The organism is uncultured Phascolarctobacterium sp. (genome assembly GCF_902463975.1).
Taxonomy (GTDB): domain Bacteria; phylum Bacillota; class Negativicutes; order Acidaminococcales; family Acidaminococcaceae; genus Phascolarctobacterium_A.
This window is the reverse complement of sequence record NZ_CABQHJ010000025.1, coordinates 21452-43598: the sequence shown is the minus strand read 5'-3', so window position 1 is coordinate 43598 and position 22147 is coordinate 21452. Positions and strand designations below refer to the sequence as shown.

Annotated in this window: 20 protein-coding genes; 13 read left to right on the top strand and 7 right to left on the bottom strand. The window is 44.2% G+C overall.

What is annotated here, in order from left to right:
• Positions 1-106: 106 nt before the first annotated feature.
• The 5 genes from RDW05_RS08205 to RDW05_RS08185 form a co-directional block, all read right to left on the bottom strand.
• A complete protein-coding gene (locus RDW05_RS08205) occupies positions 107-637 on the bottom strand; it encodes a 2-oxoacid:acceptor oxidoreductase family protein (RefSeq protein ID WP_021720380.1) in 531 nt (176 codons plus the stop codon).
• Positions 638-639: 2 nt separating this feature from the next.
• Positions 640-1476, bottom strand: a complete 837-nt coding sequence (locus tag RDW05_RS08200) for a thiamine pyrophosphate-dependent enzyme (protein ID WP_365688239.1) — start codon at positions 1474-1476, stop codon at positions 640-642.
• Between the two features lie 30 nt (positions 1477-1506).
• Complete coding sequence (locus RDW05_RS08195) at positions 1507-2646, bottom strand: 2-oxoacid:acceptor oxidoreductase subunit alpha (RefSeq protein ID WP_021720378.1); 1140 nt, start codon at positions 2644-2646, stop codon at positions 1507-1509.
• 18 nt (positions 2647-2664) lie between these two features.
• Positions 2665-2847: a 4Fe-4S binding protein gene (locus RDW05_RS08190; protein ID WP_009146451.1), complete on the bottom strand. Its 183-nt coding sequence runs from the start codon at positions 2845-2847 to the stop codon at positions 2665-2667.
• Positions 2848-3232: 385 nt separating this feature from the next.
• Positions 3233-4141, bottom strand: coding sequence for a LysR family transcriptional regulator (locus RDW05_RS08185; protein WP_307978615.1), 909 nt, complete (start codon positions 4139-4141; stop codon positions 3233-3235).
• Positions 4142-4262: 121 nt separating this feature from the next.
• Between RDW05_RS08185 and RDW05_RS08180 the strand changes: the two genes are divergently transcribed.
• The 7 genes from RDW05_RS08180 to RDW05_RS08150 all read left to right on the top strand — a co-directional run bounded on the left by RDW05_RS08180 (position 4263) and on the right by RDW05_RS08150 (position 13098).
• On the top strand, positions 4263-5060 hold the full coding sequence (locus tag RDW05_RS08180) for an MBL fold metallo-hydrolase (RefSeq protein WP_307978613.1): 798 nt from the start codon (positions 4263-4265) through the stop codon (positions 5058-5060).
• Positions 5061-5219: 159 nt separating this feature from the next.
• Entirely contained in the window at positions 5220-6116 is an 897-nt protein-coding gene (locus RDW05_RS08175; RefSeq protein ID WP_293822656.1) for a LysR family transcriptional regulator, read from the top strand.
• Between the two features lie 133 nt (positions 6117-6249).
• On the top strand, positions 6250-7857 hold the full coding sequence (locus RDW05_RS08170) for a nitrogenase component 1 (RefSeq protein WP_307978612.1): 1608 nt from the start codon (positions 6250-6252) through the stop codon (positions 7855-7857).
• A 41-nt stretch (positions 7858-7898) separates the two neighbouring features.
• Positions 7899-9005 (top strand): ABC transporter substrate-binding protein, encoded by a 1107-nt coding sequence (locus tag RDW05_RS08165; RefSeq protein ID WP_304134352.1) that lies wholly within the window; start codon positions 7899-7901, stop codon positions 9003-9005.
• A gap of 53 nt (positions 9006-9058) precedes the next feature.
• Positions 9059-10030 carry an iron ABC transporter permease gene (locus RDW05_RS08160; protein WP_307978611.1) on the top strand — a complete coding sequence of 324 codons (972 nt, stop codon included), beginning with the start codon at positions 9059-9061 and terminating at the stop codon, positions 10028-10030.
• A complete protein-coding gene (locus tag RDW05_RS08155; RefSeq protein ID WP_307978610.1) occupies positions 10027-10809 on the top strand; it encodes an ABC transporter ATP-binding protein in 783 nt (260 codons plus the stop codon). Before RDW05_RS08160 ends, RDW05_RS08155 begins: the two co-directional genes overlap by 4 nt.
• Before the next feature lie 60 nt (positions 10810-10869).
• The gene (locus RDW05_RS08150) at positions 10870-13098 is read left to right on the top strand and encodes a TonB-dependent receptor domain-containing protein (protein ID WP_307978609.1); all 2229 of its coding nucleotides are present in this window, start codon (positions 10870-10872) and stop codon (positions 13096-13098) included.
• 84 nt (positions 13099-13182) lie between these two features.
• Here the strand turns inward: RDW05_RS08150 and RDW05_RS08145 are convergent, their stop codons facing one another.
• Positions 13183-13515 (bottom strand): hypothetical protein, encoded by a 333-nt coding sequence (locus tag RDW05_RS08145; protein WP_307978608.1) that lies wholly within the window; start codon positions 13513-13515, stop codon positions 13183-13185.
• Positions 13516-13650: 135 nt separating this feature from the next.
• Here RDW05_RS08145 and RDW05_RS08140 point away from each other — a divergent pair, with 135 nt between their 5' ends.
• Complete coding sequence (locus RDW05_RS08140) at positions 13651-14916, top strand: metallophosphoesterase family protein (protein ID WP_307978607.1); 1266 nt, start codon at positions 13651-13653, stop codon at positions 14914-14916.
• A gap of 51 nt (positions 14917-14967) precedes the next feature.
• Here the strand turns inward: RDW05_RS08140 and RDW05_RS08135 are convergent, their stop codons facing one another.
• Complete coding sequence (locus tag RDW05_RS08135) at positions 14968-15918, bottom strand: DUF362 domain-containing protein (protein WP_307978606.1); 951 nt, start codon at positions 15916-15918, stop codon at positions 14968-14970.
• 283 nt (positions 15919-16201) lie between these two features.
• On the opposite strand from RDW05_RS08135, the gene RDW05_RS08130 reads away from it, so the two are divergent.
• The 5 genes from RDW05_RS08130 to dcuC all read left to right on the top strand — a co-directional run bounded on the left by RDW05_RS08130 (position 16202) and on the right by dcuC (position 22091).
• On the top strand, positions 16202-16699 hold the full coding sequence (locus tag RDW05_RS08130) for a PepSY domain-containing protein (protein WP_307978605.1): 498 nt from the start codon (positions 16202-16204) through the stop codon (positions 16697-16699).
• Positions 16700-17231: 532 nt separating this feature from the next.
• Positions 17232-17669 (top strand): GtrA family protein, encoded by a 438-nt coding sequence (locus RDW05_RS08125; protein ID WP_307978604.1) that lies wholly within the window; start codon positions 17232-17234, stop codon positions 17667-17669.
• A 2-nt stretch (positions 17670-17671) separates the two neighbouring features.
• Positions 17672-18613, top strand: coding sequence for a diacylglycerol kinase family protein (locus RDW05_RS08120; protein ID WP_307978603.1), 942 nt, complete (start codon positions 17672-17674; stop codon positions 18611-18613).
• Between the two features lie 39 nt (positions 18614-18652).
• The gene (locus tag RDW05_RS08115) at positions 18653-20662 is read left to right on the top strand and encodes a sulfatase-like hydrolase/transferase (RefSeq protein ID WP_307978602.1); all 2010 of its coding nucleotides are present in this window, start codon (positions 18653-18655) and stop codon (positions 20660-20662) included.
• 172 nt (positions 20663-20834) lie between these two features.
• Entirely contained in the window at positions 20835-22091 is a 1257-nt protein-coding gene (gene dcuC, locus RDW05_RS08110) for a C4-dicarboxylate transporter DcuC (RefSeq protein WP_307978601.1), read from the top strand.
• Positions 22092-22147 lie beyond the last annotated feature (56 nt).

Genomic DNA, 22147 nt, shown 5'->3' with positions numbered 1-22147 from the left:
TGCGAGAGTAAAGCAACATACTTTTTCTCTTACACTTATATGGTACTAAACTGCTGCCTCCGGCATGAATGCCGAAAGCAACAGCTTTAATTGTATAGGTCTGCTTTTATTTTTCAATAAGTGCCATACCAGCTTCAAGAGCTTTGGTATTAGCTTCTTCGGTTCCTTTCGGAACGCGGTTCAGCACAGCTTTGAGAATTGCTTCTTTGGAAACGCATTTGGTGAGTGCAACTACTGCGCCCAGAGCAACGATGTTCGCAAACAGTGTCTTGCCGCAAACAGTGTTGGCAGTGTGGGTAATAGGCAGGTCAACGCGTTTGCCGTACTTGCCGGGAACATCAGTTACGAAAAGAGTATCGGTGATAACAGTGGTGTGCTCATCGCAGTCGGCAATGAATTTGTTGGCAGCCTCCTGGCTCATTACCAGCAGAGTATCCGGGCAGATAACACGGCTGAAGTAAATAGGCTCGTCGCTGATGATAGCTTCGGCCTTGGAGGAGCCGCCGCGGGCTTCCGGGCCGTAGGATTGGGATTGTACAGCCAGCTTGTCATCTAAGAGGGCAGCTTCGGCTAAAATAATACCTGCAGTGATCAGGCCCTGACCACCGGTACCGGAGAAACGAAAGCTATGTCTCATAATTATTTACCCTCCTGTGCACGTTGAATAATTTGGTCATATGCCTTGGTGTATTCCATAACGTCGTTGTTTTCGTAGAGAACGCCGATGGGGAATTTGCCGGCAGCAATTGCTTCTGCCTTTTTCTCTTCATCCATGCGGTCCCAAACAGCCTTCATAACGCCATGGTCACGCTGCCAAGCCATCATCTGAGCAGGTCCGCCCATCTTGTTCTGACGGCCAAAGGAAATCGGGCAAGCGCTTACTGCTTCGATGATAGAGAAGCCCTTGTGTGCAATGCCTTTAGCGATAACATCAACCAGTACGGGAACATGGTAGGTGGTTGCGCGTGCTACATAGGTTGCGCCGGCAGCTTTTGCCAGGTCGAGCAGATTGAAGCTCGGTTCAACAGTGTAGTACGGAGCGGTGGTTGCTTTGGAATGAATCGGTGTCATCGGAGAATACTGACCGCCGGTCATGCCGTAAATGCTGTTGTTGAAAACAACCAGAGTCAAATCAATATTGCGGCGTGCTGCATGAATCAGGTGGTTGCCGCCGATAGCGGTGCAGTCACCGTCACCGCTGCAAACGATAACGTTCAGTGCAGGGTTAGCCATTTTTACACCGGTAGCAATCGGCAGAGCACGGCCGTGCAGAGTGTTGGCGGTGTTGAAGTCCAAATAACCGGAGGAACGGCTGGAGCAGCCGATACCGCTGATTACTGCAACGTCGTCTTTTTCCAGACCTTGCTTATCAATTGCTTTTACAATGGCGCCGGTGATAACGCCGTTGCCGCAGCCGGGGCACCAGATGTGAGGCAGACGGCCCGGGCGGAAATATTTATTGATTAAATTTTCCATTTCACTCATCGTTTTTTCTCCTCTCATCCGTTAGGCCATAGCCTTTTTGATTTCAGCTAACAGTTCTGCCGGAGTAGCAGATTCGTTATCGTATTTAGCGTACAGGCTTACAGGAACCTTGCCTGCTACCGCACGTTCAACCTCCAGAACGTACTGACCGCAGTTGAGCTCGTGTACGAGGATGCCTTTAACCTTGCCTGCCAGCTCCTGCATTTGCTTTTCGGCAAACGGCCAGATAGTAATCGGGCGGACGAAGCCAACCTTCAGGCCTTCCTTGCGTGCCATGTCAACTGCTTCATAAGCAGTACGGGCAGCGCCGCCGAAGGCTACAACAGCAAATTCGGCATCTTCCATACGATAGTTTTCTACTTGTACGATGTCGTCTAAGTTATCTTCTAATTTAGTGCGCAGACGGTCCTGAGAGGTGCGGGTTGCTTCGCCGGTGCCTTTCGGGAAACCGGTTTCGTCATGTACCAGACCGGATACGTGCCAGCGGTAACCGCTGCCGAAGTCTGCCATAGCAGGAACCTTGGAGCCTTCCTCGCAGCCGTAAGCCAGATAATCTTCGGGTGCGCAGGTCGGGCGTTTGCGTTCTGCCTGCGGAATTTCATCATAGTTGTCGGGAAGCTCGATTTTCTCGCGCATATGGCCGATAACCTCGTCCATCAGGAGAATAACCGGGCAACGATATTTTTCGCTCAATGCTACTGCACGCAAAGTCAGGTCGAAGCATTCGGGAACACTGGACGGAGAAACGGTAATCAGCCAGTGGTCACCGTGAGTGCCCCAACGGGTTTGCATAACCTCGCCCTGAGCGGGGGAGGTCGGTTGGCCGGTTGCGGGGCCTACACGTTGTACGTTAACGATAACGCAGGGGATTTCGGCGCTGCAGGCGAGGCCGAGCATTTCCTGTTTCAGGGAGAAGCCCGGGCCGCTGGTTGCGGTCATAGCTTTTTTACCGGCCATAGATGCACCGATAACAGTGCCGAGACCGGCGATTTCGTCTTCAGTCTGCATAAATTTACCGCCAACCTGCGGCAGACGCAGAGCTAATTGTTCAGCAATTTCGGTAGAAGGGGTGATCGGATAACCGCCGTAAAATTTTACACCGGCAGCAATCGCACCCTCAACAACCGCTTGGTTACCTTGTAACAGCAGGATTCTTGACATGGGTTACCTCACTCCTTTTTATTTATCTACAAAGATAGCATAGTCGGGGCAACGCATTTCGCATTGTCCGCATTTGATGCAATTTTCTTCAGCAACGGCTTCGACTTTGCCGACTTCGCTGACTGCCAGAACTTTTTTCGGGCAGAAGGCCGCACAAATACCACAGCCCTTGCAACGCTTAGTAATTATTTTTAAGCTCATATGGTCTCCTCCTTATGATACCTTGTTTAAAATAACAGCATGCGATAGCTTTACCTTATATTATAGCAAAAACAGCATTGAAAAACAGTACCTCTGTAAGCTTTTTACTATTTTATTTTTTAAGCAATAAGTCATATTATAGTTTATGATAAAAATACTGTAATTACAGATAGAAATCTTTTGAGCAATTAGGATTTCTTGCATGAAAAAGTATAATAAACTATATTTCTGTGAAGGAGAATAGTTATGCTAGGAGGTTTTACGCCGATGGTAGATTAGGCGCAAAGTAAAAATAAACGTATTCTGCAAGCAGCAGCTGAAGGCCTGATGAAGAAAAACGTGATGCCGGAAAGCTGCAGCAAGCTCATCTTTTGTTGAAATGAGGTCACAAAATAATTTTATCTTTGTTGTGTATGGGCAGCCATGCCAATAAAAAATTCTGCAAATCACGGCACACCTTGCGCGGCAGAGTATTTTTTAGACTTGCAATATACATGTTCTGACCGCTTACTTCAGCATCGAGCATCTTCCATCTAATATCAGGATGTCTTTGCATTGCAGCAATGTAGTCATAGCCTAGATAGATTACGTTGCTTTTCTTTACTAAATCCAGAGCAACGTCAATATCAGTGATTTCCGCAAAAATATCTACATTCAGACCATTACCAAGAACATATTTTTCCATATTGTCGCGAAAACAACGGAAGGATCTTCCTTTACTGATTATTTTTTGATTTTGAAGATCCTGATAGCTGATTCTTTCTTTAGCAGCTAAAGGGTGGTCAGCAGAAAGTGCTATGCAATAATGCGTATAAAATATGGGTGTAAGTGTAAAATTTGTGTTGTCCAACGGATCTGTAGTAATAGCGAAATCTGCATTGCGGGCAAGCAAGGCGTTGAGAGCGGTCTCATCGGTGTTTTCGATAATGCTGAGAATAATATTCGGATATAATTTGCGAAAGTCAAAGAAAAATTCTGCTGTTAAATATTTTACGATGTTATCAAGCGCATAGATGGTGATAACATTTTCCTTTTGCTTTGCCAAGGTGTTCAGGCCTGTTATGTAGTTATATTCATCGAGCAGCTTTTTGGCATGGGGGAATAATGCTTCGGCAAAATCCGTTGGCTCTAAGCCTTTGGATGAGCGTAAGAATAAGTCTGCGCCTAATTCCTGTTCCAGCTCACGAATTGTTTTACTTATTCCTTGGCGAGACACGAAAAGCTTTTCTGCTGCGCGTTGGATATTTTTCGTTGCATAGGCTGTGATAAAATATTGTAATTGCTTTGGCTGCATTGCTTTTTCACCTCAATCTTATTTTACCGCAACGTATTGGTTGCGGTAAAGAACTAAGTTTTTTCTTTTGCTGCAGTGAATTTACATCTATAATGGAATAAAAACTTATGGGAGGAACAAAATGAAAATCAAGCAAATTCGCAGTGCGACGAATAAAATTTTTTATGGTGGCAAAACTTTTCTTTTAGATCCTTGGCTTGTGGAGCAATATGGTTTAGGTTGTTTCGATAGTATTCCGGGAAATCCTTACATGCCTGTTGACTCTGTAAAAGCGAAAATACCAATGCCGCTTTTTGCTTTGCCGGAAACGGTAGAAAGCATTTTAAGTGGAGTTGAAGCTTATATTATAACGCATCTGCACCCTGATCATATAGATATCAATATGCAGAAGGGCACTTTTGGTGATGTTTTGGAGCATGATAAGCCAATTTTTGTGCAAAATGAAGATGATGCGCAGGCTTTAAAAGCTTCAGGTTTTCAGGATGTACGCATCCTGAAAAATGATGGGGTTAAGTTTGCAGATATAACCTTATATAAAACGCCAGCTTTGCATGGCACGATAAAGCCATCGTCCGATGCTTGCGGTGTAGTGTTTAAAGCAGAGCAGGAAAAAATTTTATACGTTGCCGGAGATACGATTTGGTTTGATGGCGTGCGTAAAACTTTGGTAAATTATCAGCCGGAGGTAATTATGCTTAATGCCTGTGCTGCGGAGTTGCGTGCTTATGGCAGGCTGATAATGAATGATGAAGATGTGGATTGCGTACATCAGACATTGCCGGAAGCAAAGCTGTATCTGACACATTTCGATAATGTTGCTCATGCTTCGATTACACGTGGCCAAATGCGGGGTGCGCTTGTACGTCGTGGTGTTGGTAATTATGTGATTCCGGAAGATGGGGAAACAGTGATATATTAAAGTAAGACAAAAATAAGCAGCTGCCTTTAGGTGAAGTGTTTCGACTAAAGGCAGCTGCTTGTTGTTATATATGGGGAAAGACTGTATAATATAAATAACGCAATAAATAGCTTGTTACTATAAATTTTTTGATGAGTAATGATATCGTTTGGAGGAAGTATGGACTTACGTTATATTAACACCTTTCACACTATTGTAGAAGCCGGGGGCTTTAATAAAGCAGCGGAAAAATTATGCTATACGCAGTCAACGATTACGTTTCATGTTAGTCAGCTGGAGAAGGAGCTTGGTGTGCAGCTTTTTGAAAAAGCTGGCAGGCATATGGTTTTGACTAAGGCAGGACAGGAACTGGTGCCTTACGTAGAAAATGTGCTGCAGTCTGTAAATAATATGAAAAGCTTTCGCAGTGTTATTGAAGAGTGCCAGGGAGATATACGTATTGCTGCGCCGGAATCTCTTCTGTGCTTTCATCTGCCGAAGATTTTGCGCGAATTTCGTAAACAGGCACCGCGTGTGCATATTTACCTTGACTCTATGACCAGTACTTCGGTGTATAGGGCTATAAGAGAAAATAAAACTGATATCGGCATTTTTTATGATTTGCCTGTAGATGATGCTACGATAAAGGTTGTACCATATAAGGATTTTGATTTCGTGATGTTTGCTTCGCCAAAAATTAAAAAGCTATATAGCGATTTTATTACGCCTAATCAGGATTTCAGCTCGTTAGCACGTATTTGTCAGCCTGCAGTAGGCAGGGTGCGTAAAAGATTCGATGAATATATCAAAAGCAAAAATTTTACTATGGGACCGACGATAGAAATTCGCGGTACACAGACGATAAAAAATTTAGTGAAGAATGATATGGGTATATGTTTTTTGCCCAAATTTACTATTCAAGAGGAATTGGATAAAGATGTACTGGTAGAAATTCCTATAGATAAAAAGTTTGAGCCGATTCATGCGGTATATGCCTATCGCAAAGATAAATGGCTGAGTCCGCCGTTGAAATTATTTTTTCAGCTGTTGGAACAATATAAAAGGGTAGCAGATTGACAGTTTAAAATTTTTTAAGGAACGGAGCCTTGGTTCAATATAATTGAATCAAGGCTTTAGTAACATCAATTATTATTAACAATGCAAATGTGATAGAATATTAATAGAAAATAGCACGAAAGAAGTGAAAGTAATGAAGCCAATCAAGACTATGGAGTTTAATATGCCAAAACCTCCCTCTGATGTTTTGTGGCAGAGAAAAGACATAATGTTAGTTGCCGCCGGTTCCGGTCCATGCTTGCGAGAGCTTTATTATCGTGCCGTAGAGCAGGGCAAGCTGCAGCAGCTTATGTTTTGCCATACAATAGATGATGATTATACTATGGGAACTGCCGAAGAAAAAATTACGCGCGTTATAAAACGGGCTGCAGCGGTGCATGGTGTACAGGTTGTGGTACTATATTTGAACTGTCTGGATATATTGACAAGACTTGATTTTGATTATCTGGAGAGCAGTCTTTCTGAAGCAACCGGTATTATGGTACGCTACTTCTTTCGTGGACCGTTGGGCAAGATGGACATAAGGCATTTTAAGCCTGTTTACGAGTTTATGGCTGAACTGCCAGAGGAAAATGGTTGCATAAGTCATAACCTGTATCAGCTGCCGCCTTTAGCTACTGATGTTGCCGGTGTTATAGACACATTGCCTGCAAATGAGGCGAAGGTATTGGTAGCGCCCAGCGGTTGCCGGGCTTGTCTGCGCGATGGTGATTTACTGGAGCAAACGCAGGGAGTGTATACTCTGGAAACAAAAAAGCAGGATTTTATTTATGGTATAGAAGATAATTGTGTTAAGCAGTGCAGGGAGCTGATGTCAGACGGAAAATATAAATCGTTGAATCTTATCAGCTCTGCAGTAGCAGCTTTTATTGGCTTTGACGGCAATTGGGTGGCAAATTCAATGGAAAATAATTTGAAAACACGAAGCTTTAATATAGATGGATTTAATGATGCTGTATATGGCGTAAGCTGTGCGCAGGAGCTTTTAGTAGAGGAAGAGCAGGAGCTATATGTAAAGCCTGCTCGTGAGATACTTATTCTAGGATATAGTCCTCTTCTCTGTGGTGAAAGAGAGCAGTATGCGGAATGCTTTGCCTATATTAGAAGTATGGGCTATGAGCCACGGTTTGTTGGCGAAACGGCTGGTGGCAAACCTGCTTTATGTTGGGTTGTATCAACTGCCGGTATACCGGCTGCGCGTATGCTGAACGAAAAATATGCTGTACCGCTGCTGCTGTCATGTCCTGTAGGAGAACATGCTATGAAGATGTGGCGAAAAAATGTGCAGGAGTTGTGCAGCTCAGGAAATAATGAGATACGTCAACTATGTATTCATAACTACAGCATACAGGAAACGGATAAACGCAAGCTGTTATTTATAGGTGATCCCCTGCAAACAATGGGATTGGCGCATGCACTTTGGCATGAAGGCTTTCATCATATACAGTTGGCAACGCTGTGTACCGGTGTAGCCAGCCGCAAATTATACCGTAATACTCCAGGTGCTGATAAGTGGCTGATTATTGTAGATAGCTTAACAGCTTTGCAGGATTTGTGGGAGGATGCAGATATCGTATTTGCCGATACGTTGTTAGCGGATATCATGAGTTCTGTCGGAGCAGAGACGAAGAAGCATGTACCGTTGCCATGGGGAGTTATCTCCGGCCGCAGTGCTTGCACTGCCGGCAGTGGTGCTTTAGGCAAGAATATAGCTGAGCAGCTTAAGCTGCTGGTGAAATAAAATTTGAGTATGAGGTTGCGTGAAGTGAAAGGAGCTTTTCTATGAAAAACTGGAAAAAAATGACTGCTGCTGCGCTGGCAGCGTTAGCTTTGGTGGGAGCGTTAGCAGGTTGCGGTAATAATGCCGACAAAAAGGTGGCTACTAAGCAGGCAACAAAAATAGTTACGGATTTAAAAGGCAGAGAGGTAAGTGTGCCGCAGGATGTGAAGCGTATTGCTGTTGTGCCTATTCCTTGGGCCAGTGTTATTTATGCTATCGACGGAAGCTCTGAGCGTTTGGCGGCAATTCATCCAGGAGCAATGTCAGCCTATAAGGGCAAGTTTTTGGAAACGAAGGATAAGCATTTCGCACAGTTAGATACTAAAATTATTGCGCAGAATTTTTCTGTTAACATTGAAAGTGCAGCCCAGGCCGGTATTGATACTGCTATTTTGTGGCAATATCAGGATAAGGATGCGGAAAAGCTGACTAAGGTTGGCATTCCGACATTATTGATTTACAATGATACCGTAGAAAATCTGAAGAAAAGCTTTTTGATTATTGGCAAGCTTTTGGGCAAAGAAGAACGTGCTGCAAAGATTAACCGGTATTACGATGCAACCAATGAAAAAATTATTGCTAAAAAAGCCTGGGAAAAGACAGATAAGCCTACTGTTTTGTTCCTGCGTAATGCCAAACTGCGTTTACAGGGTAATGATAATTTTATGCATGAGGCACTACGCATTGGCGGAGGTAATAATCCATATGGTCAAATAAATGGTGGCAGTGAGCAGACTATCGCTATGGAAGAGGTATATAAGCTGAATCCGGATATTATTTTGCTGAGTAATTTTGATAAATTTGTGCCTGACGATTTGTATGATAATAAAATTCCCGGTCAGGACTGGAGTACGGTGAAAGCAGTAAAGGAGAAAAGAGTGTATAAGGTGCCTATGGGCATTTACCGCTGGGATGCTCCGGGCGTAGAAACACCGCTCATGATGGAATGGCTGGCACATGTGTTGCAGCCTGAATTATTCAAGGAGCTGGATGTGCGTGCAGATGCAAAAAACTTCTATGAGGATTTTATGCATTACAATATTTCGGAAGCAGATATGGCGCAAATTTTTGCTGATGAAGCTAATAAAAACAGTAAGCCGTTATTCTGATGCAGATAGAAGCAAGTAAATCAAATTATGCGGTAATCATGCTTGTATTTTGCATGTTACTGTTTTTGATGGTAGTAGTGAGCCTGGGAATGGGACGTCTTCATATTGCGCCTATGGATGTCTTTAAAATCTTGTGCTCTTATGTTGTGCCTGTAGAGCAAAGCTGGAGTGATCAGGCGGCGAGTGTTATTTATACGCTGCGACTGCCGCGTGTGCTGGCAGCAATTTTGATTGGTGCGGCGTTGTCACTTTCCGGCGCTGCCTATCAGAGTGTTTTTAAAAACCCGCTTGTAGCGCCGGATATGCTGGGTGTATCCTCCGGTGCATGCGTGGGTGCGTCACTTTGTATATTGTTGGGCTTAGGCAGTACCTTTATTCAGATAGGAGCTTTTGCCGGTGGTATGCTTGCCGTGGGCTGCGCTGTTATTATTCCGCGTATTATCGGTAAAAATTCGATAGTTATGCTTGTTTTGTCCGGTCTTATCGTTTCTGGCCTGATGAATGCTTTGCTGGGTATTATAAAATACCTTGCAGACAGCGAAACACAACTGCCGGAAATCACCTATTGGCAGCTAGGCTCTCTTGTTAGCGTAACCTGGGCTAATATTTTTTCCAGCGGAATACCTATTGTATTTTGTCTTGTGTTTATGTTGGTCATTCGTTGGCGTATGAATATCCTGACGCTTTCCGATGAAGAGGTACATATGCTGGGACGTGATGCCGGCTGGCTGCGCTACGCGATTATCCTGTGTGCGACTGTTCTTACAGCCTGCTCAGTTTGCATTAGCGGTACAATCGGTTGGGTTGGTCTTGTTATTCCGCATTTTTCCAGAATGCTTGTCGGCCCTAACAACCAACGCCTGCTGCCGTTAGCTATCGTTCTGGGAGCATTTTTCCTGTTGGCTGTTGATACGATTTCACGTGCGTCGATGAGTGCGGAGATTCCCTTGAGTATTCTTACTGGTCTGATTGGTGCTCCGTTTTACTTCTATCTCTTGTTAAGACAAAGGTTGGCGTTATCATGAAGTTAATTGTGAATAATTTAGCATTTGCCTATAATGAGCAGTCACCTTTATGGCAGAACGTCAGCTTTACGCTCAACAAGGGTGAGGTTATGACGATTTTAGGCAGCAACGGTATTGGTAAAACAACACTGTTACGTACCTTGATAGGATTTTTTAAACCGTTAGCCGGCGGCAGTGTACGTCTTATTACGGACGAGGGTGATGAATATACGCCTTACGAAAATCAGAAAGAGTTTACTGCACAGATTGGTTATGTGCCCCAGGTACAAAATACTGCTTACTCGTTCCTGGTGCGTGATTATGTTGTTATGGGAAGAGCGCCGCATCTTGGTGTCTTTACTAAGCCTAAACAAAAGGATTACGAGTTGACTGATGAGGTGCTGAATGATTTAGGCATTTATCATTTGCGTAACCGTTCCTTCAATACATTGAGCGGTGGACAGCAACGACAGGCAGTTATTGCCCGTGCTATTGTGCAGCAGCCGCAGCTGGTTATTATGGATGAACCGACCAATCATCTTGATTACGGTAATCAGTTCCGCGTATTGCAGATGGTACAGAAGCTGTCACAAAGAGGAATAGCTGTTATTTTAACAACGCATATGCCTGACCAGGCCTTTTATCTGGGCAGCAAGACGGCGATTTTAAAGCCCGACGGACTTGAGGTTGGCGATGTGCGAGATGTGTTAACAGAGTCAGCGTTAGAGGAAATTTATAAGCTGAAAATAAAGCTGCTGTATTTGCCGGATCAGCAAAGAACTATTTGTGTTCCCTACTAGCTTGTTATTTTACTCTCACATATAAATTTTATAAAGTTGATGATTAAGAGGTGTATCAGAATGTCGAAGAGAAAAAAATTGCTTTTAAGCAGTATCATGTGCTCACTTATTCTTGGAGTGAGTGCAGCTCCTGTAAGCGCAGAAACCATTGAAACCTTCAATCTGGATGAGATGGTTGTTGAAAGCTCCCGTAACCACAAAACTCCTTTGCCGGGTGGTTTTAACAACGATTCCTCCAGAGTAGGTCTTTTAGGTGAAACAGAGGTTATTAAGGCACCGTTTACTGTCCAGAGTATTACTGAGGATACTGTAAGTAAGATGGCTATGCCTAATCAGGATTTGGATACTGTTCTTTCCAACGTGCCTGCAATTCGCACAGGTACTTCTCCGATTAAAACAGACTTTTCTATCCGTGGTATTGCGACCAATGCTTCTGCATATTTGGTAAATAATATTCCCGGCTTTTACATTATGGCTACCGGCCCGATTACGAATACTGTGGGCAGCATAGATGCTATGGTTGGCCCTGCTGCAACGTTAAATGGCTCTGTACCGTCTTTTCAGGGCAGCGGAATTTCTGGAGCGACACCTGGTGCAATTTATTTAAACACTAAGCGTGCAGGCGAGAATGATTTCATAAAATATACGCAGACCTTTGGTGGTCGTGGCGATTATGGCGAATATATTGACATTAGCCAACGCTTTGGCAAAGACCGTAACATCGGCGTGAGAATATATGGCCAATACGATGATGGCGGTTTGGCAATTTCCGGTGCAGGACAGCGCAAGAAAAACTTATTTGCCAATATCAGCTATGAAGGCGAAACAACAAAGACTAATGTTTTTGGCGGTTATTATGACCAAAAGCTTATGGGTACAGAGCGTCGTTTTTCGTTGCATGAATCAGCTACAAAATTCCCTGGTGCTCCGGATAACAAAATGAGCTTTGATGATCCGGATGTTATGCATCAGGATAGTAATGGCTATATGCTGACGTTAAATCATCAGAAGAAACTTAGTGATAATGTTAACTGGTTTGTTAATGCTGGCATGAATCAGACGATTGTACGTCGCTTTATCTATAACTCTGAGTTCATGATTGATGCTAATGGTAATGTTATGGGCGAAGGAGCTTATCCTTGGTCTGACTATATTGACTTGCAGAATCAATATTTGCAGACTGGCTTAAAGGGCGATTTTATGACTGGCATGGCCAAGCATAATGTGGCTGTTTCAGTTGACCGTTCTCATCGAAAATATTACAAGACTGGTAAGAATAGAGAAGATTTAGGTACTACAGGTAATATTTATACAGGTCTCAATTTTAAACCGGGAATTTTTGATGCCGACGAGTCTACTTCTTTGCAGAAAAGATTGAATCAGGAAGAAACTATTGTAAGCTTAAATTTCATGGACAAGATTGAAATTGGCAAATTTACTTTGATAGGTGCAGTTTCTCGCCGTCATGGTGATTATGTGCCTGGATATGGTCCTAAATCAGGTAAGGAAGGTCCTAATTATAAAAAGGAATTAAAGGATAGCAACTGGGCACCGACTTACGGTTTATCCTATGCGCCGACGGAAAACTTATCTTTCTATGCTGCTCAGTCTACTGCCAGAAATCGTGGCAGCTTTGTTGATGATAGCAAAGCTCTCAATAATAATGACTTTTTGGATGCAACGAAGCTGAAAAATACTGAGTTCGGTATTAAAGTAAAACCAAATGAAAATCTTTCTATGAGCATCGCTTATTTTGATATGACGCAACCTAATACGTTGAAAACTTATAGTGCTACTGCCCCCGGTAAATATTGGGTAAGCAATAATGGCAAGAATCGTTTTAAAGGCGTTGATTTCAGTATTGATGCAAAGCTGGCAGATAAATGGAATACCTTTGGTGGCTTTGAATGGCTGAATGCAAAGCAGGAAAAAACTTCAGATGCCAAATTTGAAGGTTTGCCGACACATGGTTCTGTAAAATGGAGTGGAATCTGGGGCTTGGAATACAAGCCTGATGAGGACACCAGCTTTACCAGTCGCTTGAGTTATACCGGTACAGGCAAATTCGTTCATAGTCAGACTGCAAGAGTCTTGGATATTCCTTCTCATGTTACTCTGGATTTGTTTGCAAGTCATAAAACAAGAATTAATAACGTGCCTGTTAAATTTATTGCAGCTTGCTATAATGTGGCTAATGACAGCCATTGGATCGCACAGGTAGGGCAGACTGATAAATTCATGCTCAATAATCCGCGTTCCTTCATGCTTTCTGCAGAGTTTGAATTTTAATTAAGCTCATTATATTTAACTCCATCTCATATACGAAAACAGCAGCTCCAACTCTTTGTGAGTCAGGGCCGCTGTTTTTATTTCTTAAGGAAAATGATAGTATTTTTTCAATCCTCTGCCTTGAACGGTAAGCAGGTTTTTATTCAGCATTTCTTTGGCAATAAGATAGGCGCGGGTGCGCTTTACGTCGAGCAGTGTTTGCAATTCTTCATCAGTTATTTTTCCGTGTTCCCTTAAATAGCTTAAAACCTTTTGCTGCTGTGCATTGGGATAGTAGTTGCCTGCTGCCTGTTTTTCTGCCGCAAGCGGGATTTGCGGATGGTTATTGTTATAGTTAAGGTTAGGCAGCGTAATCTTAAAGGCGTGCTGCGTAACAGTAATGTTAGGATTTACATAGCAGTCCTTGTATAAATTCATTCACTATATTCATTAAAATCACTTCCGACGGTGAATGTAAGTGAAAAATATCTTCTTGACCGCAGTTTTTTCTTGACTTCGACCTCACTCCAAATGTTATGCTATAAGCGAAAACAGCATGAAAGGAAGATACGTATGAGCAAGAAATATAAATTTTTGCTGCTTACACTGTGCGTTGCGGCTTTGGCCTTAAACGGTTGCGCTAAAAACGCCGACAGCGAAGTGCAGGGCAGTGATACGGCTGCGGCAATTACCAATCCGCGTCAGATTGTCGCAGCAGATAACAAAACAGGCCGCACGATTATGTGGGAAGCAAAGGTGAAGCAGCCTTATACGCTGGAATATCGCTTGCAGGGAAGCAAGGATATACAGGCAGTGCAGGCAACGGACAGCAGCTTTACGGACAAGAATAGCGTTATTCAATACACCGCGCGTTTAAGCGGCCTGGCGCCGGGCAGTGCTTATGAATATCGCATCAGCACAGCGCAGAATAAAGGGCGTTGGCACAAGCTGCAGACGGAAAACGGCGCAGGCTTTACTGCCTTAATTTTTCCGGATTCGCAAAGTGCGAATTACAGCGGCTGGCAGCAGCTGGCACGTGAAGCGTACAAGCGTCATCCGCAGAGTGCGTTTTATGTGAATATGGGTGATTTGGTGGACAACGGACAGGATGCGAGCCAATGGCGCGCGTGGTTCAATAGTGTGAGCGTGTTCAGTGATGCTGTTCCATTGGCACCAATCCTCGGCAACCATGAGGCGTACAGTCTGGAGTGGAAGGAATGCCTGCCTGCAAGCTATACGCATTTGTTCAATGTACCGCAAAACGGCTTGGCGAAGTATCCGAATCAGTTTTACAGCTTTGATTACGGTCCGGTGCATTTTGTAGTGCTTGACACCAACTTTCCGGAGATGAAAAATTTTCAGCCTGATTTGCTGGCAGACGAGCTGCCTTGGCTGGAAAAGGATTTGGCGGCGAGCAAGGCACAGTGGAAGGTTGTTCTGATGCACCGCGATATTTTCCTTTACGGCTTTGGGCCGGAGTCCGGCAGAGCGCAGACCAAGACACAGTTTCTTGATTTCAGCTACCAGCTGATGCCGGTGTTTGAAAAATACAAGGTTGACGCAGTACTGACGGCGCACTTGCATACCTATCGCCGCCGTGTGCCGCTGCGGAACTTCGCACCTGCACCGCAGGGAAGCGGTGTTACCTATATCCTGACAGGTGTGGCCGGCAGTGTGCGCTATCCTAAGCTGTGGGGTGATTTTGAGTGGGATGCGGCAACAGCACCGAAGCCGGAAACCGCCAACTATATGACACTGAAGGCCGATGAGAAAACCTTGGAGTTTAAAGCCTTCTTGCAGGATGGCAAGCAGTTTGACGAAGTGAAATTAACTAAATAAGCAAAAAGACTGTCGCATACATAATGAATGCGACAGCCTTTTTTATTGCGCTCAATCAAGTTCAATCAGTTCATATTTGTCATTGCCCATTTTCAGCTCGCGCATAGCGGTGAGCTGGTGCAGGCCGTGGCGGCTTTCCATGCGCTCAACAAGGTCATGGTTGCTTTCCTTGGCATATACAAGATCGACGGAAGCCTGGTCGATGGCCAGAATGTCGGTAGAAGCGAGAATGCCGATATCTGGGATAGTCGGCTCTGCTGCACTTAAGCCGGCGCAGTCGCAGTCAACGGACATGCGGCGCAGGACATTGATGTAAACGATGTGCTTGCCGAAGAAATCAATGGTAGCCTTAGCGGATTCAGCCATATTTTCCATGAGCAGCTCCTTGCCGGGCCATACGTTCCAGTCCGTAGGCAGGTTATCCTTATCTACGCCGTGAACCTGTGCTTTGCCGATGCGGCCGTCTGCGCAGCCGATAGCCAGGTTTTTCATGGAGCCGCCGAAGCCGCCCATAGCGTGACCTTTGAAGTGAGTAAGTACGAGCATTGAATCGTAGTTGACGATGTTTTTGCCCATGGAAACCTCTTTAAAGTGCTTACCGTGGCGTACAGGCAGATTAACTGTGCCCTCTGCGTCCATGATATCAACAGGGCAGAAGGTCCAGCCGTTGACCTTTAAGGTGTCAAGATGCTCTTCGGTGGTATAGCGGTCGCCCTGATACAGGGTGTTGGTTTCCACGATGGTGCTGTCAGGGATTTGCTGCTGCAGTGCTTTGACCAGCTCGCGCGGCAGAATGTTGGGGCCGTGCTTTTCGCCGGTGTGCAGCTTAATGGCAATCTTGCCGTAAATGCTTTCGTTGATTAAATCATATAATTTGATGAGATGCTCTGCATCAATGTGTTTGGTGAAGTATACTTTGGCATGAGAGCCTGCGTTATCGGTTTTAGCAACTCTTTTGCAGCCTACTACAGGGGCTTGTGCAAATTCTTGTGTCAATTTCATCTACCTCCTATAATTTGTTACTTATATTTTAATCCCTGGAGTATACTATAAGTCAAGAGGAAAATGGAAGTTTAGTGGTGAATGTTAACTTCCAACTCATACTAAAAAAACGGGGCAGCACTTGTTTTATATATTCTTGCCTTGAAACAATAAGAACTGGGATTGGAACGCTGGCGTACGTTGGAGCTTCTAAAGAAGTCACAAAGACTTCACAATATAAATCCTAGAAATTTAGTATACTTTAAATATGGTTTAACTTTTCACATTGAAGGAGGTTTATCTCATGAAAAAATTAACAGCTATTATTACTGGCGCACTGACTGTTTTGGCAATTTCTGCTACAGCATTTGCTGCTAATCTGATTAGTGCGGACGAAGCTCGTGCAATTGCGCAAAAACAAGTTCCAACAGGTAGCACTTACCTGCATACTGAAGCAGAACTGCAAAAACTGCACCCATATTATGAAGTGAAGTTTTTTGATACTGATACTCAGACAAAATATGAAATTGATGTATATCAGGTAAATGGTAAAATCAAAGAATATAATATGGAAAGAAAAGCGTTGGGCGGCAGCGCTAATGTAATCTTGTCCAAAGATGATGTAAAAGCAATTGTTGCTAAAGAAGTTGGTGACGTGTCGATTTATGAACTGAAATTGGACAGAGAACGTGGATTATATGAATATGAAGTGAAATTCAGTGCCTCTGGTTTACGTGGTGAGATGAATATTAATCCGGAAACTGGTGTAGTGCTGGATAAAGAGGTGAAATACAGCCTTTAAGAATAAATTTTTATAAATTTTTTAGAGCGGTGCGAAAGCATCGCTCTATTTTTACAATCTTTATTCTTGATTTTGAGTTAAATTCAGATGCCATTAAAAAGCTGCAAGGAGACAATAAGGAGCTGCTAATTATTTCCGGTGCTGTGCGTCGGATTTATACTGCAAGATTGATGTAAGTTCCTTTGATAAAATAGAAGCTTTCTATATGAAATATCTGAAATAAAAGTGGAGGCTATCACTAGAGTGATATGATAGCCTCACTTTTTTCCACAAATCGATTGGGAATACCGATATTGAGAGGGGAATCAGGGGTTTACAGTTGTGCGGTAAACCTGCTTGCTATCTTTGAATTCGATGATGGTTACGCTCTTTACTGCGTCATGCTGCTATACAAAGGAGCGGGCAGTGCATGTTTTTTCAACAATTATCTAAATATATAAATACGTCACCATCGGTATCTTCTAGCGGAAAGCTTTGAAAACTTCGCTTAAAGATGATATAATAAGCTATTATACTATGACTGGAGTACGCTATGCGCAGGAAAATATTATTTGGTGTTGACTATACGGACAGCGAGCTGATTAAGCTCTTGCTGTATCTGTTTGTCGGCGGCACGGCGGCCTTGGTGGAGTGGGCCTTGTTCTACCTTTTCTTCCACTATCTTTTAAGTGGCCTGAGCCTTACACTGCTGACTATGCTGGCAACAGCCTTATCCTTTTGTTTGGCAACACTGTATCATTATTTCTTGGGCAATGTTCTGGTTTTTGACAGCGGCAGCCGTTACCAGCGCGGCAAGGAGCTTAGCCTGGTGTTTTTGGTAAGCTGTATAGGCTTGGCCTTTAACCTGCTGCTGATGTATATTTTTGTCAGCCTGCTTGACTGGCAGCCGATGCTGTCTAAGGTGCTGACAAGCTGTATTGTTGTTGTATGGAACTATCTCTCACGTAAAAAATGGATTTTTAGGAGTTAGATATGCCTGGAGAATATGTAGACGTAAAAAAATTTAAAAAGGTTGTGCTTTTGTATAACCGTAATTCCGGTAAGCAGCTTTTTGCCAGTATGATGGCTAAGGTGAATGAAACCTATAAGCTGGTGAAGGAATTAGTAGGACCTAAAAATGCAGAAATGCGAGATATCCGCTTCTTTGACCAGATACCGCAGATTGCTGCGGAAATAGTTGAGGAAAAGGTTGACTGGGTGATAATTGCCGGTGGTGACGGTACAATCAGGGCTATGATTGAACAGCTGGCTAATCGCAAGTATGTGCCTTATATCAGCGTTTTTCCTGCCGGTACGGTAAATCTGGTGGCTAAGGAGCTGCTGCTGAAGGCGGACCCGCATAAGTGGTTTAAACGAGTATCCAAAGGTATAGAGGTGCCTGTTTATCTGGGACGCGCCAACGGCAACGTCTTTTTGACGGTTGCCGGTATAGGCTTTGATTCCCTTGTAGTAGACAAGGTGACCGAAAAGGAGAAAAAGCTGCTCAACAAGCTTGCTTATGTTTGGCAGGGAACAGAGATTATGCGTAAGGAATTTCTGTTTAACAACTGGCGTTACCGCTTTCAGGTGCGTTTTGATGATGAAGCCGAGTGGTATGATGCAACCTCTGTTATTGTAGGCAAGAGCCGCTATTATGCCGGACGTTACAACCTCTTTAACGGTGCGTCGCTTTCGTCACCTCTTTTACATGCGGCGCTGTTTACCGGTGATAAGCGCGGGGATTTTATACGTTATGCGGCCTGCATTGCTATGGAGGCGCTGACGCTGGATAATGATATTATTATCCGTGCAGCGAAAAAAATGGAAGTACGCTGCAATGAAGAGAATTTTGCAGCAGAGCTTGACGGAGATGCTGTAACAACTGCTCCGCTTTTAATTGAGATGGAGTCCGAGCCGATTAAGTTTTTGGCGTAAGCAAGGAAATGGTGTAAGGTGAATAGGATAAGCAGAAAAATGGGCTGGCTGATATTTATTATCGCGGCCTGCATAGTAGAAGGATTTTTTGCCTGGCAAAGCTTCGGCGGAACGCACCCCTTTCCGCTGAATGAGTTTGGCTTTCAGATTTTTGATCATGTATTGCGTGACAGCGTTTTGGCAGAGATAGCATATGTACTGTATTACCGGCGTAAGCGTGTGCCGGACAGATTGCAGCGCTATTTTCCCGTTATTGTTATCGGTATTCTTTATCTGGGCGAAGCATTTTTTATGGTAAACCAGCTTAGTCTTGATAAAGGTTTGCAGACAAGCCTTTCCGTGCTGGCCGGTATTAACAATAACATTTTTATTGTGCTGCTGATGGCAATGTGCTACCATAAATGGCCTAATATCGGGATGAAAATCCTTTATTTTGCCGTTTATGTATTTTCTGCTCTGGCAGTGGTTTTTGACGGCTTCTATTTTTGGCAGACCTCCATGCATGTGGAGAGCGTTCTCTTCCAAAATCTGAATATCTATGCTGTTAAAGGTATTTTTGCGACGATGAGCAATACGATGATTGCCGGTATTGTTATCAGCATAGTGGTGATTTTACTGCTTTTTTATGTACCGAAGCCGCAAAAGCGTAAGCCGAACTTTGCCTGGTCACTGCTGTGCGTGGCCATGTTTACCTTGGGCTTGAACCTTACCGACAGATTGCTTGGCTATGCCGGCATGTACGGCGTGGAAAATGTTATCGGCATGTATGCGGAGGTAGAGAATGAAAAGACACGCATGAACTACCGCAATATGCTTTCCGTTCCTGTTAACGTGAACTTTGTCAGCAAGGCGATTTTCGATACGGATAAAATTGCCGGCGGCAAGCATGTGGAGCAGCGCGAGCTGACTGCCAAGGATAAAACACGTCTGACGGAAATGGGCATTGATGAGCCTAAAGCAAAGATTGCCAAAATCAAACCGCAGTATGACAGAGTTGTGCTGCTGATTCTGGAATCCATGCACCGTGATTACATCAACTACTATAACAACGATATTCCCGAAGAGGCTACACCGTTCTTAAACAGTCTGGTTATCCGCTATCCGCACATGAACAGGTATTATTCCTCTGCCGTGCCGACAACGCAAGGACTGAATGCTACCTTCCGTTCACATCTGATTATGGATAAGGATATTCCCGGCAAAAATACGCCATCGCTGTTCCGCAGTGTGCAGGCAGCGGGAATGCGAGGCATCTTTATGAACGCTTCCAGCCAGTATTATGCCAACGAGCTGCGCGAATATCCGACGCAGTTCGGCATGAACGAATACTATGCCAAGGAATATCTGGAAAAACAGGGCTATACCGGCGCCAGCGGCTGGGGCTTCCATAATGACGTGATGTATGAGGAAACACTGAAGCTGCTGGAAAAAGCTAAAGCGAAGAATGACCGTCTGGTGATGGTTACCAAAACGCTGGATATGCACCAGCCTTATCCTTATACGGGCTTCAGCTGGAATGAAATGCCGGACAATGTGCGCAGTAACCAGTTTATTACCGTGCGCGGCGTTTATTGGGTTGATAAAACACTGGAGCATTTCTTTAAGGAAGCACAGAAGCGAGGCCTGATGGATGACAGAACGCTGTTCATCATTACGAGTGACCATAATCCGCATAGCGGCGGCGAGTATACGAAGCTTGTTACCAAGGCTGATGATAAGCAGAGCATTGCGCCGATTCCGCTGATTTTTGTGTCGAAGAACCTGGCACCGCTAAATAATCTGCGCACCAATGAATATGCTTCGCAGATTGATTTGGCACCGACGCTTTTGTATCTGCTGGGCATCGACGTGCCGGACAAATTCATGGGCCGCAATCTTCTGCAGCCTACGGATATTCCCTATGCCTTAGGCTACTTTGGCGGTAAGGCGTTTTACTGGTCGGATGAGCGTCACTTTGTCGATCAGATGGATAAGCCTGTACCGGATACAGAATATGAGGATGCTTTAACAAACTATATTATTCATTATTATGGCTTGTGGCATCAATAAAGTTATTAAAAAATACCGTTCTACAGAAATGTGGGACGGTATTTGTACTTTTGCTATATAAACTTAGCTGAAGAAAACAAGTATTATGTATACAATTGACAATACACTTTTCAAAAGCATTTCTATCACATATAATATTAATGCAAAAAATAATTTTATGGAGGGAATGAAGATGTTTCTGATAATTGGTGCACTCGTTGTTATCGGTGTAATTTATCTTTTGTTGAAACGACATGAATCCAGAATGGTACTTATTGCCGCTGGTATTCTGATGTGCTGTATTGCCGGCAAGCCAATGGCTTCTCTTGATGCTTTTGCCAAAAGCATGACTAATGCCGGTCTGATTACTTCTGTTTGCTCCTGCATGGGCTTTGCCTGGTGCATGAAGTATACGGGCTGCGACAAGCATTTGGTTGTTGCTATTGGTAAGGTTTTGAAAAAAATGGGCTTTTTGCTTATTCCCGGCGCTACGCTGGCAACCTTTGTTGTTAATATTGCTATCCCCAGTGCTGCAGGCTGCAGTGCTGCGGTAGGCGTAATTTTTATTCCAATTATGATGTCTGCAGGCATTCATCCGGCAATGGCCGCTGCTGCCGTTAAATCCGGTACCTATGGCAGTATGCTGAACCCCGGCCTGGTACATAACGCCGTTATCGCTAAGCTGGCAGGTGTACAGGTTACTGATGTAATTGCCAACCATATGCTGGCAACTGTAGTCGGCGTAATCATTGCTGCAGCTGTATTGACTGTTCTGGCAGTTGTGCTGAAGGAAAACAGAGGCTTTGCTCCGGAAGGTGAAGCCAGTGTTGACGAGAACTTCGGTATCAATCCGCTTTTCGCTATCATGCCGCTGGTTCCGGTTATCATTCTGCTGCTGGGCAGCACCAAGCTGGTGCCCGCACTGAAAATGGGCGTACCCCACGCTATGGTTATCGGCGCAATCCTGTCTTTGGCAGTAACCCGTAAAAATCCTGTTGAGCTGACTAAGAGCTTCTTTGACGGCATGGGCGATGCTTATGCCAACATCATCGGTATCATCATTTCCGTTGGCGTTTTCGTAGCAGGCCTGAATGCTTTGGGACTGATTAAGGCGCTGATTAACTGGATGCTGAATTCTACCGGTATTGTTAAAATTGCTGCTACCTTCGGCCCGTTTGTACTGGCACTTATTTCCGGTTCCGGCGACGCTGCAACCGTTGCGTTTAACGAAGCTGTTACTCCGCATGCTGCTCAGTTTGGCCTGGAAACCATGAACATGGGCTCTATTGCAGCTTTGGGCGGTACTCTCGGCCGTACTATTTCCCCGATTGCCGGTGCTACTATTATCTGCGCAGGCATTGCCGGTGTAGACCCGATGGAGGTTTGCAAGCGTAATGCTTTGGGTATTACCCTGGCGCTGGTAGTGGGCATGATACTGCTGCTGTTCTAAAATCAGATATTTTTTAAAGTATAAAATGGATGCGGAACTATTGCTTCGCATCCATT

Coding starts and splice junctions, on each gene's coding strand:
- RDW05_RS08120 (WP_307978603.1), top strand. CDS start 17,672: ATGCCTGGAGAATATGTAGACGTAAAAAAATTTAAAAAGGTTGTGCTT.
- RDW05_RS08145 (WP_307978608.1), bottom strand. CDS start 13,515: ATGAATTTATACAAGGACTGCTATGTAAATCCTAACATTACTGTTACG.
- RDW05_RS08140 (WP_307978607.1), top strand. CDS start 13,651: ATGAGCAAGAAATATAAATTTTTGCTGCTTACACTGTGCGTTGCGGCT.
- RDW05_RS08160 (WP_307978611.1), top strand. CDS start 9,059: ATGTTACTGTTTTTGATGGTAGTAGTGAGCCTGGGAATGGGACGTCTT.
- RDW05_RS08170 (WP_307978612.1), top strand. CDS start 6,250: ATGAAGCCAATCAAGACTATGGAGTTTAATATGCCAAAACCTCCCTCT.
- RDW05_RS08165 (WP_304134352.1), top strand. CDS start 7,899: ATGAAAAACTGGAAAAAAATGACTGCTGCTGCGCTGGCAGCGTTAGCT.
- RDW05_RS08155 (WP_307978610.1), top strand. CDS start 10,027: ATGAAGTTAATTGTGAATAATTTAGCATTTGCCTATAATGAGCAGTCA.
- RDW05_RS08185 (WP_307978615.1), bottom strand. CDS start 4,141: ATGCAGCCAAAGCAATTACAATATTTTATCACAGCCTATGCAACGAAA.
- RDW05_RS08205 (WP_021720380.1), bottom strand. CDS start 637: ATGAGACATAGCTTTCGTTTCTCCGGTACCGGTGGTCAGGGCCTGATC.
- RDW05_RS08180 (WP_307978613.1), top strand. CDS start 4,263: ATGAAAATCAAGCAAATTCGCAGTGCGACGAATAAAATTTTTTATGGT.
- RDW05_RS08200 (WP_365688239.1), bottom strand. CDS start 1,476: ATGGAAAATTTAATCAATAAATATTTCCGCCCGGGCCGTCTGCCTCAC.
- RDW05_RS08150 (WP_307978609.1), top strand. CDS start 10,870: ATGTCGAAGAGAAAAAAATTGCTTTTAAGCAGTATCATGTGCTCACTT.
- RDW05_RS08195 (WP_021720378.1), bottom strand. CDS start 2,646: ATGTCAAGAATCCTGCTGTTACAAGGTAACCAAGCGGTTGTTGAGGGT.
- RDW05_RS08125 (WP_307978604.1), top strand. CDS start 17,232: ATGCGCAGGAAAATATTATTTGGTGTTGACTATACGGACAGCGAGCTG.
- RDW05_RS08130 (WP_307978605.1), top strand. CDS start 16,202: ATGAAAAAATTAACAGCTATTATTACTGGCGCACTGACTGTTTTGGCA.
- RDW05_RS08135 (WP_307978606.1), bottom strand. CDS start 15,918: ATGAAATTGACACAAGAATTTGCACAAGCCCCTGTAGTAGGCTGCAAA.
- RDW05_RS08115 (WP_307978602.1), top strand. CDS start 18,653: ATGGGCTGGCTGATATTTATTATCGCGGCCTGCATAGTAGAAGGATTT.
- RDW05_RS08175 (WP_293822656.1), top strand. CDS start 5,220: ATGGACTTACGTTATATTAACACCTTTCACACTATTGTAGAAGCCGGG.
- dcuC (WP_307978601.1), top strand. CDS start 20,835: ATGTTTCTGATAATTGGTGCACTCGTTGTTATCGGTGTAATTTATCTT.
- RDW05_RS08190 (WP_009146451.1), bottom strand. CDS start 2,847: ATGAGCTTAAAAATAATTACTAAGCGTTGCAAGGGCTGTGGTATTTGT.